Here is a 15,461-nt window from a genome sequence, read left to right as displayed (position 1 = left end):
TTGCTATACTCGAGTTCTTATTCTCTTGACTTGTCTTGTACCGATATGAACGCCAATTCTTCAAACCTTAGTAATCCCGAATCAAGTAAAAGTTCATCTGTTGCTGATTCTAGCACGAATGTCTCAGTAACAAACAAAGATGCACAAAACAGCCCTACCAGCACTCAGGGCCAGCAGATGTGGGGCGGACGCTTCAGTGAAGCGACGGACAGCTTCGTGGCTGCCTTTACCGCCTCTGTCGGCTTCGACCAACGCTTTGCTCGTCACGATATTCAAGGATCGATTGCCCATGCAACGATGCTCAAAGAATGCGATATCTTGACTGCTGATGAAGTGACCACCATTATCGACGGTCTTCATCAAGTATTGCGCGAGATCGAGGCAGGTGAGTTTAACTGGTCAATCGCCCTCGAAGACGTACACATGAATGTCGAATCACGCCTCACTGATATTATAGGCGCTGTTGGCAAAAAACTACACACGGGTCGTAGCCGTAACGATCAGGTTGCGACCGACATTCGTTTGTGGTTGCGTGAAGAAACCGATAATATTATCGAACTGCTCATACGCTTACAAAGCGGCTTGCTTGATCTGGCTGATCAACATACTGATACTATTATGCCTGGTTTTACGCATTTACAAACCGCCCAGCCTGTCAGCTTTGGGCATCATGTAATGGCATGGTTTGAGATGTTGTATCGCGATACCGAGCGCTTGGTTGACGCCCGTCGCCGTATCAACCAGATGCCCCTTGGTAGCGCCGCACTCGCTGGCACGACGTTCCCGATTGATCGTACCATCACCGCTGAGCTATTGGGTTTTGAAGGTATCTGTCAAAACTCTCTAGATGCGGTCTCAGATCGTGACTTTGCGATTGAGTTCACCTCAGCCGCTTCTATCCTGATGATGCACATGTCACGTATGAGCGAAGAGATTATTCTGTGGATGTCAGCGCAGTTCAACTTTGTGCAGATACCAGATCGCTTCTGTACTGGCTCATCGATCATGCCACAAAAGAAAAACCCTGACGTGCCTGAGCTGGTACGTGGTAAAGCGGCACGTGTCTTTGGTCAGCTGATGACATTACTCAGCCTGATGAAAAGCCAGCCACTCGCCTACAACAAAGACAACCAAGAAGATAAAGAGCCTTTGTTTGACTGTGTCGATACACTGACAGGCTCACTACTTGCCTTTGCTGATATGCTGCCCAACATTGTCCCAAATAAAGAAAGTATGCGTGCTGCGACAATGAAAGGCTATGCTACTGCTACCGACTTAGCAGATTATCTAGTGCGTCAAGGCGTTGCGTTCCGTGATGCGCATGAAGTCGTGGGTAATGCGGTTGCACTAGGCATTAAAGAAGGCGTCGATCTCAGTGACTTGTCATTGGCACAATTGCAGCAATTCAGTGATGCCATTGGTGAGGATGTCTTTGACTATCTCACGCTAGAAGGCTCACTAGCAGCCCGTGACCACTTGGGCGGTACTGCACCAAACCAAGTTAAGCAAGCAGTGGTCAATGGCCGTGCTCGCTTAAAAGCCTTTGCCTAATTAGACCGTTTTGAGCCAAAGCTCACTTATCGCTATATATCTGACACCCGCTATTGATGCGGGTGTTTTTTATTTATAGTCAATTCTCTATAAAAGAGCTACAGCGTTAACCTCACTTGAAGTATCACAGTTACATCTGTGCTCGGTTGCCTTGTATCTCTTTTAAACTGAATTAACTATAACTTACTATCAGCTACCCGACCTTTTTCGCGCTTGCTCTGTCTGCATGATATGAAATGATAAATCAGAATAAAGATAAGACCTACTGATAACACCCTGCAGATTTGTGTCTGTTTAATAAGAGACACGAGATACCCTTTGCTAAATTGACCAAGACCGTTATCATAGGCTTATATGATTATTTAACTTGCCCGCTAATATAATAAATAAGGAACACCTGATGACTGAGACTTTTAATCCCCAAGCCAATACCGTATTTTGCCGCAAATATAAGCAAGAACTGCCAAAAATGCCGCATCCGCCCTTCCCTAACAAAAAAGGCCAGGAGCTACAAGAAACAGTCTCTGACAAGGCATGGAAAGAGTGGCTAGAACATCAAACCATGCTTATCAATGAGAACCATTTGAGCATGATGGATCCTGAAGCCAAAAAATTCTTGACCGAGCAGCGTGATAAGTTTTTGGACAATGAAGACTATGAACGCGCCCAAGGCTGGACACCAGAAAGCTAGTCTTAGCCCACGCCTTAATCATCAAAAAACGCGCTATAGTAAGCGCGTTTTTTGATGATTAAGGCGGTAGCATTTGGGCGCTATCAGTCGTCATTACTCTCTAAGGATTCAAAGTCAGCGACTGACATTGTGCTCACTTGGCGAGCAGCCAAACGATCATTGGCTTCTTGCACTGCTTTTTCGACCATGGCGTAGTCTGAATGGCGTACATCTTGACCACTGATATAATTGATGACTAGCTCGGCCACGTTTTGTGCATGATCACCGATACGTTCAAGCGAGCGCAAAATCCACATGATATTGATGACCTTTGAGACTTGTCTTGAGTCTTCCATGATATAAGTCATCAGCGCGCGAATAGCGGACTGATATTCGTTATTGACCACACTGTCATTGCGCATGACTTCAAACGCTTGCTCAGCATTCGATTGACTAAAGGCTTCTAGTGCGTTGTTAAGCATCAGTCTTACCTGATTACTCAAGTGCTGTACCTCAGCATAGCCGTAAGACGATTTGCCTTGTGCCGCGATTCTGTTTGCCATTTTCGCGATTTTTACGGCTTCATCACCAATACGCTCCAAATCTACCACGCCTTTACTGATCGACATGACTAAACGCAAATCTCCTGCAGCAGGTTGACGCTTAGCAACCAACAATAAGATATGTTCATCGAGTTCAACCTCCATTCGGTTGATATCAAAGTCCATCTCGATGACCTCTTGCGCCAGTGTCTCGTCTCTATCAATAAGTGCATGGATCGCTTTGGCCACTTGGTTGGCAGCACTATCACCCATGTATAAGAACAAACGGATGGCTTCATCAAGATCTTGGTCAAAACTTTTGGAGATATGCTTATCACTTTGCATAAGAGGGATTCCCTGAAATCTATATTTTGGTAGCGCGATATGCTGGTTGGGTGAAACGACCCAACTTCAGTATTAGCTCTTTAGTACTAATTAATCAGTCTTAACCATAGCGACCAGTAATATAATCTTCTGTCGCGGTTTGGGTAGGTTTGGTGAATATCTGATCGGTCTCGCCCATCTCGATCATATCGCCCAGATACATATAGACGGTATAGTCTGATACCCGCGCCGCTTGCTGCATGTTGTGGGTAACGATGGCAATGGTATAGTCGTTTTTCAGATCTTCTATCAGATCTTCGATAGCGCCTGTCGAGATAGGATCAAGCGCAGACGTTGGCTCATCGAGCAGCAATACTTCAGGTTTGGTCGCGACACTACGGGCGATACACAGACGCTGCTGCTGACCACCTGATAATGACAGACCTGATGCTTTTAGTTTGTCTTTCACTTCTGGCCACAATGCTGATTTTTTTAGTGCCCACTCCACGCGCTCATCCACTTCGCTTTTGCTGAGCTTCTCATAGAGTTTGACACCAAAGGCGACATTGTCATAGATAGACATCGGGAACGGCGTTGGCTTTTGAAACACCATACCGACTTGCGCGCGTAGCAAGTTAACATCGACGTCTTTACCCAAGATGTTTTTGCCATCAAGATTGATAGCACCCTCTGCACGCATCCCTGGATAGAGATCATACATACGGTTAAAGGTACGTAGCAGCGTCGATTTACCACAACCTGACGGACCGATAAAGGCGGTCACTTTCTTTTCTGCTATATCAATATTGATGTTTTTTAACGCCTGGAAATCATCATAATAAAAATTGAGATCGCGAACTTCCATTTTTGCTTTAGGCATATTTTTGGGAATATCATGAATACTTTGCTTATTGAACTCAGCAGTATTTGGTTGCTGTGATTGCGAGCTTTTAGACATGGTTCTGTTTAACAGGCTGTCTGTTGCATTGTTAAAGCGATCAGCAGTCGTTTCTGTGCGGACCTTGCTTGCGACATCATTCATAATATTATCCAACCTAGCTTAGTGTATTTCATATAAGTATAAGTAAACGCTTGGTATCTGTGCAGCGATATCGGTCTTTATTTGACCTGACCTCGATTTCCAATAAATCTTGCCAGAATATTCAACACCAAGACAGATGCTGTAATCAGCAGCGCCGCTGCCCATGCCAACGTATGCCAGTTATCATAAGGACTCATCGCAAACTGATAAATGGTATTGGGTAAGTTAGCAATCGGCTGACCCATGTCGGTACTGAAGTACTGGTTGTTGAGCGCCGTAAATAGCAACGGTGCTGTCTCACCAGTGATTCGAGCAAATGCCAGTAACACCCCTGTCGTCAGTCCCGCTTTGGCAGCTTTAACCGTCACTTGCGTGACCATTTTCCACTTGGGTGTACCAAGTGCATAAGCCGCTTCACGCAAGCTATTAGGTACCAGGTTCAGCATGTTTTCAGTGGTACGTACGACGACTGGGATAACAATCAATGCCAATGCCAATGCGCCTGCCCAACCAGAGAAACTTTCGCCTTTTACCATTAAAGCATATATAAACAGACCAATGACAATAGATGGTGCCGATAATAAGATATCGTTCAAAAAACGGGTCACTTTGCCAAGCATGCTGCCTTTAGAAAACTCAGATAAATAAATACCAGTCATCAGGCCGATAGGCGCACCAATAAACAATCCTGAAAACGCTAGCATCACCGAACCGACGATCGCATTGCGTAAACCACCTGGGCTCATAGGCGGCGGTGTATCAGCGGTAAAGATTGGCAACTCCACCATGCCTTGAAAGCCTTCAACAAACAGTGTCACCAAAATCCATGACAACCAGAATAGACCAAACACCATCGCTGACATAGCAAAGCCCAAACCCAGCTTGTTGGTCCAGCGGCGCTTGTTGTACAAGCTTTTGTTATAACGCCCAGCACTGCTTGGCTTCGTAGACATTGGCGCATTCATCACATTGTTTGCAGGCATACTATTTATTTCCCATATCTTTTATCAATATCTATCAAGGTCTCATAAGTCCTTCTCAGACTTATCGATTACCTGCTTTGTGATCCATGCGCATGAGCATTAATTTGGCCAAAGACAGCACAATGAAGGTGATAACAAACAAGATTAAGCCTAGATGTAGTAAAGATGCCAAATGCAGCTCGCTCGACGCTTCGGCAAACTCGTTGGCCAATGCCGAGGTGATGGTCACACCAGAGGTAAATAGGCTTGGGCTGATATTGAACGCATTACCGATTAAGAAGGTCACTGCCATCGTCTCACCCAATGCACGACCAAGTCCCAAGATTACGCCGCCAACGACACCAGCTTTGGTATAAGGCAGGATAATCTTGAACATGACTTCCCATGTCGTCGCACCCATACCGTAGGCGGATTCTTTGAGTAGATCTGGCACGACAGAGAAGACATCACGCATGGTGGCGGCGATAAAAGGAATAATCATGATGGCAAGTACCAAAGACGCGGTAAACATCCCTAGTCCCATGGGCGCGCCTGTAAACAGCTTACCGATGATCGGTAGCGGGCCAACATGCTCAATAAACCATGGCTGAATGTGCTCACCAAAGAAAGGCGCAAATACGAACAAGCCCCACATGCCATAAATGATAGAAGGAATACCTGCCAATAGCTCAATGGCAATACCAAGTGGTTTTTTCAGGAACTTTGGGCACATTTCGGTCAAAAATATCGCGATACCAAAACTGACTGGCACAGCGATAGCGATGGCGATAAATGACGTCACTAAGGTGCCGTAAATAGGCGCGAGTGCACCATACTCATTGGCGACCGTATCCCAATTGTTACTGGTATAAAATCCCAGACCAAACTCTTGAATGCTCGGCCATGCCCCAACAATAAGAGACACCAAAATGCCCCCTAAAGATAGGAGGACGAGTATGGCAAACGCTTTAGTAGAGTTGACAAATAAAGCGTCGTAACGTTTTTGTTTAGCCAGTTGGGACCTTAAGTCTGTCATAAGTGTCTCAGCATTGAATGGGTGAATTCAAAAAACCAGAATGTTTATTTCGTTTTATGACAGCAAACCCAACTTGTATCATTACTAATGGTTATCGTGAAATATCGCGATTAGTCTTTTGGTCAAATTTGCTGTGATAAAACCTCTCAAACCACTACCGGAGAATAGTGGCTTAAGAGGGAATTAAAGAGATTAATAAACAATGGCTAGCATTGGGAGATTACTGAGCAGCCTTATAAACTGGCTGACCATCACTACCTTTTACTTCGTTCCATTTCTCTTTGAATAAGGCCACTGCTGTATCAGAGAATGGGACATAATCTAATGCCATGGCATCATCATCACCTTGGGTATAAGCCCAATCAAAGAAGTTCAACACGCCAGCAACTTGCTGAGGATTCTCTGGTTGCTTATGGACTAAGATGAAAGTAGCAGCAGCGATCGGCCATGCTTGATCCGTCTCAGAGTTGGTGATGACTTTATAAAAGCCTTCTTGTTGTGACCAGTCGATATCACCAGCGGCTGCAAAGGTTTCAGCAGATGGCTGAACAACGTTACCCGCTGCGTTTTTCAATGCCGTATGTGACATATTGTTTTGTTTGGCGTACGCATACTCAACATAGCCGATAGAGTTTTTCATACGGTTGACGTAGCTTGAAACGCCTTCGTTACCCTTACCACCTGCACCAGTCGCAGACGTTGGCCACTTAACCGTTTTATCAACACCAACGGTATCTTTCCAATCTGGTGACACTTTGGCTAGATAATCTGTGAAGTTAAACGTCGTACCTGAACCATCTGAGCGGAATACCGTGGTGATGGCCGCATCTGGCAAAGTCAAATCTGGGTTCATGGCTTTGATCGCAGGATCATTCCAGTTATTGATTTTACCCAAATAGATATTTGCTAAGGTTTCGCCATCTAATTTCAACTGACCTGGCTCAACACCATCGATGTTAACGATTGGCACAACGCCGCCGATAACGGTTGGGAACTGAATAAGACCAGACTCTTCAAGCTCTTCTGGCGTCAATGGCGCATCAGAAGCACCAAAATCGACGGTTTTTGATTGGATTTGCTTGATACCGCCAGATGAGCCAATCGACTGATAGTTGACTTGGCCGCCAGTAGCAGCGTTATAGTCATAAGACCATTTGGCATAGATAGGCTGCGGGAATGACGCACCTGCACCCGTGATATTCATTGCGATATTTTCAGCAGATTTAAAACCGGTGTCAGCAGAAGGCGTTGCCTGAGTCTGAGTGGTTGTTTCAGCCGTGGTAGCGGCACTACTGCTAGTATCAGCAGCTGGTTCTGTCGTCTCTGTTGACTTGTTGCACGCCGTAAGCATTAATGTACAACTGACGGCCACTGCTAATAACGAATAACGCATGTAGGACTCCTGAAGTTTAACAACGATATAAAAAAGCATTGTTTGTGATATGCGTGCTATCTTGCCAAATCTTTATGACAGTTTAATGACAACCTCTACAATCTTTCATCCGCTTTACATAATATTCAGATAAGCACTCTAAGTCTCAGTAATATCAGGTAATTTTGATAACCATTACTAAGAGTCTGTACTCATCACCAGACCGGACAGCAAACTCAAAGTCTGATGTTTTCATTTAAATATCATTAGCCGTTAACACAGAATTTTGCTAGTATGAAGGGGATTTACAACACTGACAGACTCGGGGTGCGGTGTAGCATTGGCCTACTTTATTAAACGTTTATAGTTAAACATTGATAAAAGTAGCCGCCTATCTACATTCGCTGAGAGATCACCCGCCGAACCTGATGCGGTTAGTACCGACGCAGGGAAGTCTTAAGCACTTTGTTATTGATGACAAAGGACGCGTAGAAATACCTTTTTATCATCGCTATTGTCTGAGTATGCGTGTCGCATAAGTAGATAACGGGAAAAGATAGAAAGCTGCGTCCACTATTTGATGACCATTAGCCGCGACGATATTTTTTGATCGCCGTTAGGTGTCGATAATATAAATTTGTCTGAATGACGACTGCTTGTCCCCGCAGCTACTGGCGGTGTTGCTTTTATTCAAAAACCAACACGCTAGGACAGCATATGACTATTTTAGACAGCAGCTCTTTCGACAGTGCCTCAGCGGCATCACAAGCCCAAACGCATAACCCAGCCGATAATACACCCCTCGTAACAGACACCAAAGCAGATAAAAAAGCAGACGCATTAAAAACGCCTGCCCACCGGGCCGCAAGCGATGCGCGCTTCGAAGAAGATGCACGCGACTTACACCGTATCCTACCCGCCTCGCGCAAAGTCTATATTGAAGGTTCAAGACCTGATATCCAAGTGCCGATGCGTGAAATCAGCTTGGCGGATACGCCAGTTGGCGGTACGGGTGATAAAGATGGCGAGCACAATCCGCCTTTTTATGTCTATGATACCTCAGGCGTCTATACCGACCCCAACATCGAGATTGATCTGACCCGCGGTCTACCAAAACTGCGTGAAAACTGGATCGCTGAGCGCGATGATACCGAGCAACTAAGCGGTCTATCTAGCTCATACGGGCAAGCGCGTGCTCGTGATATCAGCACTGCTAACCTCAGGTTTGCTCATATTGACAAACCGCGCCGTGCCAAAGCAGGACAGAACGTCACGCAGATGCATTATGCGCGCCGCGGCATCATCACGCCTGAGATGGAATATATCGCCATTCGTGAGACGCAAAAACAGCACGAGCTAACCGACATGCGTCAACACGATGGCGAGAGCTTCGGTGCCAATACGCCACAAATTATCACCCCTGAGTTTGTCCGTGATGAAGTGGCAGCTGGACGCGCAATCATCCCCAACAACATCAACCACCCCGAATCTGAGCCAATGATTATCGGGCGCAACTTTTTGGTCAAGATCAATGCCAATATCGGTAACTCAGCGCTAGGCTCATCTATTGATGAAGAAGTCTCTAAAATGACGTGGGCAACACGTTGGGGCGCGGATACTATTATGGATTTATCGACGGGTAATCATATTCATGAAACTCGTGAATGGTTGATCCGTAACTCGCCTGTGCCAATTGGTACGGTACCCATTTATCAAGCATTAGAAAAAGTCGATGGCGTCGCAGAAGACCTTACGTGGGAGATATTCCGTGATACATTGATTGAGCAAGCCGAGCAAGGTGTGGATTACTTTACCATTCACGCAGGCGTCCTGCTCCGCTATGTACCGCTCACCGCAAAGCGCTTGACGGGTATCGTCTCACGCGGTGGCTCTATCATGGCGCAATGGTGTCTCGCCCATCATAAAGAGAGCTTTTTATATACGCATTTCGAAGATATCTGCGAGATTATGAAGCAATACGATGTGGCATTTAGTCTAGGTGATGGCCTACGTCCTGGTTGCTTGCAAGATGCCAATGATGAAGCGCAGTTCGGTGAACTACGCACGCTTGGTGAATTGACTAAAGTGGCATGGGAGCATGACGTACAGGTGATGATTGAAGGCCCTGGACACGTGGCGATGAACCGTATCAAAGAAAATATGGACTTGCAGCTTGAGCTGTGTGCTGACGCGCCGTTTTATACTTTAGGGCCATTAACGACTGACATTGCTCCCGGTTATGATCACATCACTAGCGCCATCGGAGCTGCAATGATTGGTTGGTTTGGTACCGCGATGCTGTGCTATGTGACGCCAAAAGAGCACTTAGGCCTACCGAACAAAAAAGATGTCAAAGACGGCATCATCACTTATAAAATCGCGGCACACGCTGCTGACCTTGCCAAAGGTCACCCCGGTGCGCAAGCACGTGATAATGCACTATCCAAAGCGCGCTTTGAATTCCGCTGGGACGATCAGTTCAATCTGGCGCTCGACCCTGATACCGCACGCGAATATCACGATGAAACCTTGCCAAAAGACGCACACAAGTCGGCGCATTTCTGCTCCATGTGTGGTCCGAAATTTTGTTCAATGAAAATCACTCAAAACGTGCGTGAATATGCAGCAGGACTGGATAAAGATGCCGCTAATAAAAAAGTGACGCCGCAATCAGGCGACTTAAGCGATGCGGATCATTTGATCAAGAAAGTCGATACAGAACTGGTGGGACAAGTTGGGGAAGCCAGTGCTGAGGAAGTCCGTCAAGGGATGGCTGAGATGATGGAAAAATATAATAAGGAAGGACGTCAGTTGTATAAGGAGGTGTAAATAACCAGCACCTTTCAGATAGTCTAAAAAAAGCCCGAACCTCATAGTCAGGTTTGGGCTTTTTTGATGGTAATAAAATTATCACCTTATATACGCAATCAATTATATAAACATTTGTGTAAAAATAGATAGACAAATCCATTGCTTAGAGTAAGATACGGGTAACTTTACAAGCAATTGTTATGTTCTCTCTTTCTACTATCAAGGTATATATATGAACCATGTCTATCGCGTCGTTTTTAACCATTCTCTAGGTGTTTATCAATGCGTGTCTGAGCTTGCCAAATCTCGTGGTAAGTCATCTGGTAAATCTCAAGTCGCTACCAAGCTTCTACTTACGCCATTAGCTGTGGCTTTGCTTTGTGCTTCTGGTTCGGCACTGGCAGTTACTTATGACAACGGTCAGACGACGACTATAAATGATGATGTGTATTTTGTTGAAAATGATACGGTTAGCAATCAAGGAACTGAACTAGTAGTCAACAAATTAATTTTAGAAAAAACAGAGGCAGGACAGCCCTCAGAGCTATTTATTAACAATAAAGGCACTGTTATTGTCAATGACATTACTGGCGTGGTAGGCAATGCCACCATTAAAGTATCTGGCCAAGGTAGTTCTTTCAATGCTCAAGGCATACTCATTGGACAAAACGACGGGAGTGGTAATTTATCGGTAAAGAGCAATAGTTCAGTTACGGCAGATAATCTTTGGATTGGCAATCAAGAGCTCAATGCCCAAGGTGGCAATACAGGCAATGTAGATATTGACAACGCTATCGTTAATATTACAAATGAAGTTCTGGTAGGGGCAGAAACGCAAGGAAACTTGAAACTAACCGAACAGTCTCGCTTAACCGCAAACCAGATGCGTATAGGCTATAACGAAGGCTCTGTAGGTGAAGTTGTTCTCGATAAATCAACTATCAGCATTGGTAATAATGGTCTAGCTGTTGGTTTACTTGGAACAGGTACACTTGACGTTAAAAATGAGGGTAGTGTATCCGTAAATGGCCTTATGACAGTGGGAGACGCTACAACAGGAGTTGGTACTGTTAATTTAGATGGTGGTTCAAACTTTTTTACGAGTAGCATTGATAGTGAGCGTCTCGTAATAGGCGGAGAAGGCAAAGGGGTCGTAAACATTAACAACACTTATGACACTGATGACGATGCTTGGTCTATTGGAATGGAGGTCTCAGAAGATATCATTATTGGTAATACCACAACGGGTATCGGTGAGCTCAATATTGATAGCGCTCTTGTCGATGCTGGCAACCTTATAGTTGGTAATGAAGGGTCAGGAAGTTTAAGAGTCGTTAATAACGGATTTTTAGCAGTCGATAATATTTCACGTGGTATTAACTCAACACTATCTGATGTTTATTTCGATCATGCTGATTTGACTGTTGAAGGTAATCAATCCAATCTTTTTGCTAATTTTACTGATAAACAGCCTATTAAAATTGGTTCAAATGGTCTGATACTTGATGTTCTTGAAAACGATATCGCTATCGATCCGAATGCAGTATTAACGGGTAATGTAGGTTATGTAGATTGGAATAATGTAAAAGGAGGATTTGCTAAAGTTGGTACTGGTACATTAACCATGTCTTCTAATAGCAAGCAATGGACAGGTGAGACACTAATTACAGAAGGTGTTCTTGAGTTAAACGGCAACTATACTATGGCGGCAAATGAAACGCTAGGTATTGCCCTTGATATCGAAGAGGAAGGTAACCTAGAGAGTTATGGCCAATTAGTTGTCAATGGTGATGCTGATATCAGCAAAGGTACTTTAAAAGTATATGCTTCTGAAGCTATAAAAAATATGACTGGCAGTAATGAATGGAAAGATATCGTCAAAGCCACTACGCGCCAGGGCGAGTTCACTGCCGTTAATGATAATAGCCCGTTGGTTAGCTTTTATGCCGACTATAGTGATGCTAATGCCGTTCATTTAAAAATGGGCACACCACCAGTAGTTACGCCCGAACCGCCAGTGGTCACACCTGAACCACCAGTAGTTACGCCTGAGCCGCCAGTAGTCACACCTGAGCCACCAGTGGTCACGCCTGAGCCGCCAGTAGTTACGCCTGAGCCGCCAGTAGTTACGCCTGAGCCGCCAGTGGTCACACCTGAACCACCAGTAGTTACGCCTGAGCCACCAGTGGTCACGCCTGAGCCGCCAGTAGTTACACCTGAACCGCCAGTAGTTACACCTGAACCGCCAGTGGTCACGCCTGAGCCGCCAGTTGGTGATACTACATTTGTAGAGTCAGTAAACACTCAGTCTCAACGTAATGACGCAGGCATCGCCTATGTGTTAGATAAAGCCATCCAAGACCGTGTGACGGACGGCGATAATGTATTGGCTGATAGCTTGATTAGCTCTACCGTCAATTTCAATCAGGCACAGCTTGCGACTGCTGCCAATCAGCTACAGCCATTATTTATGGGCGCGACCAATCGCATCATCACTGATGCTAACTATGCAGCGACTGATGCTATTAACGACCATAGCCAGACCACTCCTCAGCATAACCTTTGGGCTCAGCTGCTTAGTGACGACAGTAGCCATGATGCCGAAAACGGTATTACCGGTTATGACTCTGAAGGATATGGTGCCATTGTAGGCTTAGATACTCCTATCAATAGCGATCTCAATTTAGGTGTTGCCTTCTCGTATATCAAAAGTGATGCTGATACTGATGGCACCAATCTTGATCAAGAGTTGACCAGTAAAAACTGGCAAGTACTGGGCTACGGTAATTATGCGGTCAGTGATGCAACTGCTTTAAATTTCCATGCAGGTGCTGGTCGCAGTGATGTCGAAGGTGAACGCCATATCACCCTACTAACGGATGCTATTGCACAATCTGATTACTCTGTTGATACCTTACAAGCAGGACTAGGTGTTGATCATCGTATTGGCACTCAGCAGCGTAATGTGACTCCATTCGCGCAAGTCAACTATGCGCGTGCTGAGAGCGACAACTATCGTGAAACAGGTGCTGGCGTTTATAACTTGAATGTCGATGACAACACCTACGAGTCAATGCGCTGGACTGCAGGATTACGTTTATCACAAGCATTGACACCAACGCTTGCGCTCACAGGACAGCTGGCAGCGGCTATCGAAAATGGCGATCGTCGCTCTGATATTACGGCAAGTTTCATCAACATGCCTAACGATGAATTCACCACTATTGGGCAAGAAATTGGAAGCGAGATTGGTATTGCAGGCATTGGCTTGAGCTATACACCAACCATCAATACTAAGCTATCTGTAGGTTATCGTGGCGAGTGGCGTGATAATTACGACAGTCAAGGTGCTAATGTCTCCTTACAAACAACCTTCTAAAGCTTAATTTATCTATAAAAAGCAAAAAGCTTGAATCTAATCATATTAGGTTCAAGCTTTTTTATATGTCTCATTTATTGTGAATCTCGTTATTGTAAACTTAAACCTTCGATGCCTGATAAATCTCTTCAATTGAAGCATTAATTGTCTCAGCAAACTCTTCATCGCTTTGCTGCTTACTCAGCCCTTCGGTAAAGGCGCGCGAGAAGCTGGCAATCATACCCGGGTTTTTTTTGAGCTTCGCGCACGCATCGGTACGGCTATAACCGCCTGATAGCGCCACTACTTTGAGCACTTTTGGATGGTCTACCAGTTCCTGATAAAACCCAGCCTCTTCAGGTAAAGTCAGCTTGAGCATCACTTGCTGACCGTCATTTAAGCGTTCCAGATTACGTAGGATATCGGCTTTTAGCAGTACTTCGCAATCATGCTTTTGGGCACTGTCGATGTTGACTTCTGGCTCAACGATTGGCATCAAGCCCTTTGAGATGATTTGTTTTGCCACATCAAACTGCTGCTGTACAACGAGCTCGATACCATCGACGTTTGGCTCATAAATGACTGAGCGCATCTTGGTACCAAATACCGGATAGTTTTTTGCTTTATCTAGCAACAGGTCTAAATTAGGCATCGGCTTCATGACCTGTACGCCGCTCATCTGCTCCGCCAAACCTTTATCTACTTTCAAAAATGGGACGATTTGCTTGTCTTCCCACAAATAGTTGGCGGTCGACTTACCATTGACGTCGCGCTCCATCGTGTCTTCAAATAAGATCGCACCCAGTACGCGCTCATTGTCAAAACAGTCACACGTCATGATACGGGCACGCATCTCATGCACCAAATCAAACATAGCCTCATCATTCTCATACTCATCGCCGCTGACACCATAGTTTTCTAGCGCTTTTGGCGTGCTGCCGCCACTTTGATCAAGCGCGGCAATAAATCCTGAACCGTCTTTTATGCGTTTTAACTGATTGTCGTATTCCATTAAAAGTACATCCTATTTTTATTGAGTGAAGTTGGACATTATAAACCAAGCTTTTTATGACCTATACCCCACTCTCAACTTGAAATAAGCAAATCAAACTGAAGAGGCGGGTTACCAAGTTTTTTATTGAGTACAAAGCACAGATTATGCGACAGAATCTTACGAATCAATCGATGAGACAAATGCCATAAATCTCTTGCTCGCACTCTTTGTATATTAAATCGTTCTGATAGCTGACCAATGACTGTTTCAACGATACGGCGAGCTTTCATTAGCCGCCTTACCACAGGTTTGGGTCTATCCTCTTTCATGTTGGCTCTGAGTGGCGTTTGTAAATCCACTCCTTGAGCGTCGTAGTACGATGTCAGACTCGGGCTGATATACCCTTTATCAGCGCCAAGTAGCCCATGAATATGAGTGGTGATTTCTGGGGCAACCGCTCTTTCATCAACATTGGCAGGGGCAACGGTAAAGCCTTTAATCATGCCAGATAAATTAACAAGCAAATGTCCTTCAAAGCCATAGTACCTCTCTTGCTTAGCCGCACAGTAGCTAAAAGCCGCTAAGTCTTGATAGTTTTTATGCCGATAAGCGCGTCCATAATGACAGACGGGTATCGGAAAACCATCCATAAAATGGATGTTGTCACGGCCCTCAATTTGACTGACTTTATCTTGTATCTGCTGTTTGACTTGCCACAGATTGGCGCAGTGCTTTGCGAAGTTAGGGTATGAGCCGATGGCTGGAAACCAGTCTTGCCAATGCTGGGTAAAGTATTGCC

The 15,461-nt window shown here is 45.1% G+C and carries 11 protein-coding genes and 1 riboswitch; of the genes, 4 read left to right on the top strand and 7 right to left on the bottom strand.

Annotated features, from left to right (window positions below; genetic code table 11):
- Positions 1-177: 177 nt before the first annotated feature.
- Together argH and JMX83_RS11075 are read left to right on the top strand one after the other, a co-directional pair.
- A complete protein-coding gene (gene argH, locus JMX83_RS11080) occupies positions 178-1,551 on the top strand; it encodes an argininosuccinate lyase (RefSeq protein WP_201601770.1) in 1,374 nt (457 codons plus the stop codon).
- Positions 1,552-1,951: 400 nt separating this feature from the next.
- A complete protein-coding gene (locus tag JMX83_RS11075; protein ID WP_062843543.1) occupies positions 1,952-2,242 on the top strand; it encodes an oxidative damage protection protein in 291 nt (96 codons plus the stop codon).
- Positions 2,243-2,325: 83 nt separating this feature from the next.
- On the opposite strand, the gene phoU is transcribed toward JMX83_RS11075, so the two are convergent.
- From phoU to pstS, 5 genes are all read right to left on the bottom strand, one after another.
- Positions 2,326-3,108: a phosphate signaling complex protein PhoU gene (phoU, locus tag JMX83_RS11070; protein ID WP_201601702.1), complete on the bottom strand. Its 783-nt coding sequence runs from the start codon at positions 3,106-3,108 to the stop codon at positions 2,326-2,328.
- Between the two features lie 100 nt (positions 3,109-3,208).
- Positions 3,209-4,045, bottom strand: a complete 837-nt coding sequence (pstB, locus tag JMX83_RS11065) for a phosphate ABC transporter ATP-binding protein PstB (protein ID WP_265089540.1) — start codon at positions 4,043-4,045, stop codon at positions 3,209-3,211.
- Positions 4,046-4,206: 161 nt separating this feature from the next.
- A complete protein-coding gene (gene pstA, locus JMX83_RS11060) occupies positions 4,207-5,112 on the bottom strand; it encodes a phosphate ABC transporter permease PstA (RefSeq protein WP_371531704.1) in 906 nt (301 codons plus the stop codon).
- A 61-nt stretch (positions 5,113-5,173) separates the two neighbouring features.
- Positions 5,174-6,127, bottom strand: a complete 954-nt coding sequence (gene pstC, locus JMX83_RS11055) for a phosphate ABC transporter permease subunit PstC (protein ID WP_201601698.1) — start codon at positions 6,125-6,127, stop codon at positions 5,174-5,176.
- 220 nt (positions 6,128-6,347) lie between these two features.
- Complete coding sequence (gene pstS / locus JMX83_RS11050; protein ID WP_201601696.1) at positions 6,348-7,520, bottom strand: phosphate ABC transporter substrate-binding protein PstS; 1,173 nt, start codon at positions 7,518-7,520, stop codon at positions 6,348-6,350.
- 292 nt (positions 7,521-7,812) lie between these two features.
- A riboswitch (TPP riboswitch) is annotated at positions 7,813-7,968 on the top strand.
- Positions 7,969-8,216: 248 nt separating this feature from the next.
- On the opposite strand from pstS, the gene thiC reads away from it, so the two are divergent.
- Both thiC and JMX83_RS11040 read left to right on the top strand, forming a co-directional pair.
- Positions 8,217-10,328: a phosphomethylpyrimidine synthase ThiC gene (gene thiC / locus JMX83_RS11045; protein WP_227675827.1), complete on the top strand. Its 2,112-nt coding sequence runs from the start codon at positions 8,217-8,219 to the stop codon at positions 10,326-10,328.
- A gap of 214 nt (positions 10,329-10,542) precedes the next feature.
- A complete protein-coding gene (locus JMX83_RS11040; RefSeq protein WP_201601694.1) occupies positions 10,543-13,689 on the top strand; it encodes an autotransporter outer membrane beta-barrel domain-containing protein in 3,147 nt (1,048 codons plus the stop codon).
- A gap of 100 nt (positions 13,690-13,789) precedes the next feature.
- Here JMX83_RS11040 and JMX83_RS11035 read toward each other — a convergent pair whose 3' ends face one another.
- Both JMX83_RS11035 and JMX83_RS11030 read right to left on the bottom strand, forming a co-directional pair.
- Positions 13,790-14,680 carry a fructose bisphosphate aldolase gene (locus JMX83_RS11035; RefSeq protein ID WP_201601692.1) on the bottom strand — a complete coding sequence of 297 codons (891 nt, stop codon included), beginning with the start codon at positions 14,678-14,680 and terminating at the stop codon, positions 13,790-13,792.
- Positions 14,681-14,754: 74 nt separating this feature from the next.
- Positions 14,755-15,461: IS982 family transposase (locus JMX83_RS11030; protein WP_201601690.1), on the bottom strand; the 707-nt coding region annotated here is incomplete at its 5' end.

Origin of the sequence: Psychrobacter piscatorii (assembly GCF_904846415.1) — a bacterium.
GTDB classification, from domain to species: Bacteria; Pseudomonadota; Gammaproteobacteria; order Pseudomonadales; family Moraxellaceae; genus Psychrobacter; species Psychrobacter piscatorii.
Note: the sequence above shows the minus strand (reverse complement) of the source record. Positions and strands in the feature narration are given on the sequence as shown.

Bases quoted from the DNA above. Each gene is read 5' to 3' on its own strand.
- pstS (WP_201601696.1), bottom strand. From the start codon at position 7,520: ATGCGTTATTCGTTATTAGCAGTGGCCGTCAGTTGTACATTAATGCTT.
- phoU (WP_201601702.1), bottom strand. From the start codon at position 3,108: ATGCAAAGTGATAAGCATATCTCCAAAAGTTTTGACCAAGATCTTGAT.
- JMX83_RS11075 (WP_062843543.1), top strand. From the start codon at position 1,952: ATGACTGAGACTTTTAATCCCCAAGCCAATACCGTATTTTGCCGCAAA.
- pstC (WP_201601698.1), bottom strand. From the start codon at position 6,127: ATGACAGACTTAAGGTCCCAACTGGCTAAACAAAAACGTTACGACGCT.
- argH (WP_201601770.1), top strand. From the start codon at position 178: ATGTGGGGCGGACGCTTCAGTGAAGCGACGGACAGCTTCGTGGCTGCC.
- pstA (WP_371531704.1), bottom strand. From the start codon at position 5,112: ATGCCTGCAAACAATGTGATGAATGCGCCAATGTCTACGAAGCCAAGC.
- JMX83_RS11040 (WP_201601694.1), top strand. From the start codon at position 10,543: ATGAACCATGTCTATCGCGTCGTTTTTAACCATTCTCTAGGTGTTTAT.
- pstB (WP_265089540.1), bottom strand. From the start codon at position 4,045: ATGTCTAAAAGCTCGCAATCACAGCAACCAAATACTGCTGAGTTCAAT.
- JMX83_RS11035 (WP_201601692.1), bottom strand. From the start codon at position 14,680: ATGGAATACGACAATCAGTTAAAACGCATAAAAGACGGTTCAGGATTT.
- thiC (WP_227675827.1), top strand. From the start codon at position 8,217: ATGACTATTTTAGACAGCAGCTCTTTCGACAGTGCCTCAGCGGCATCA.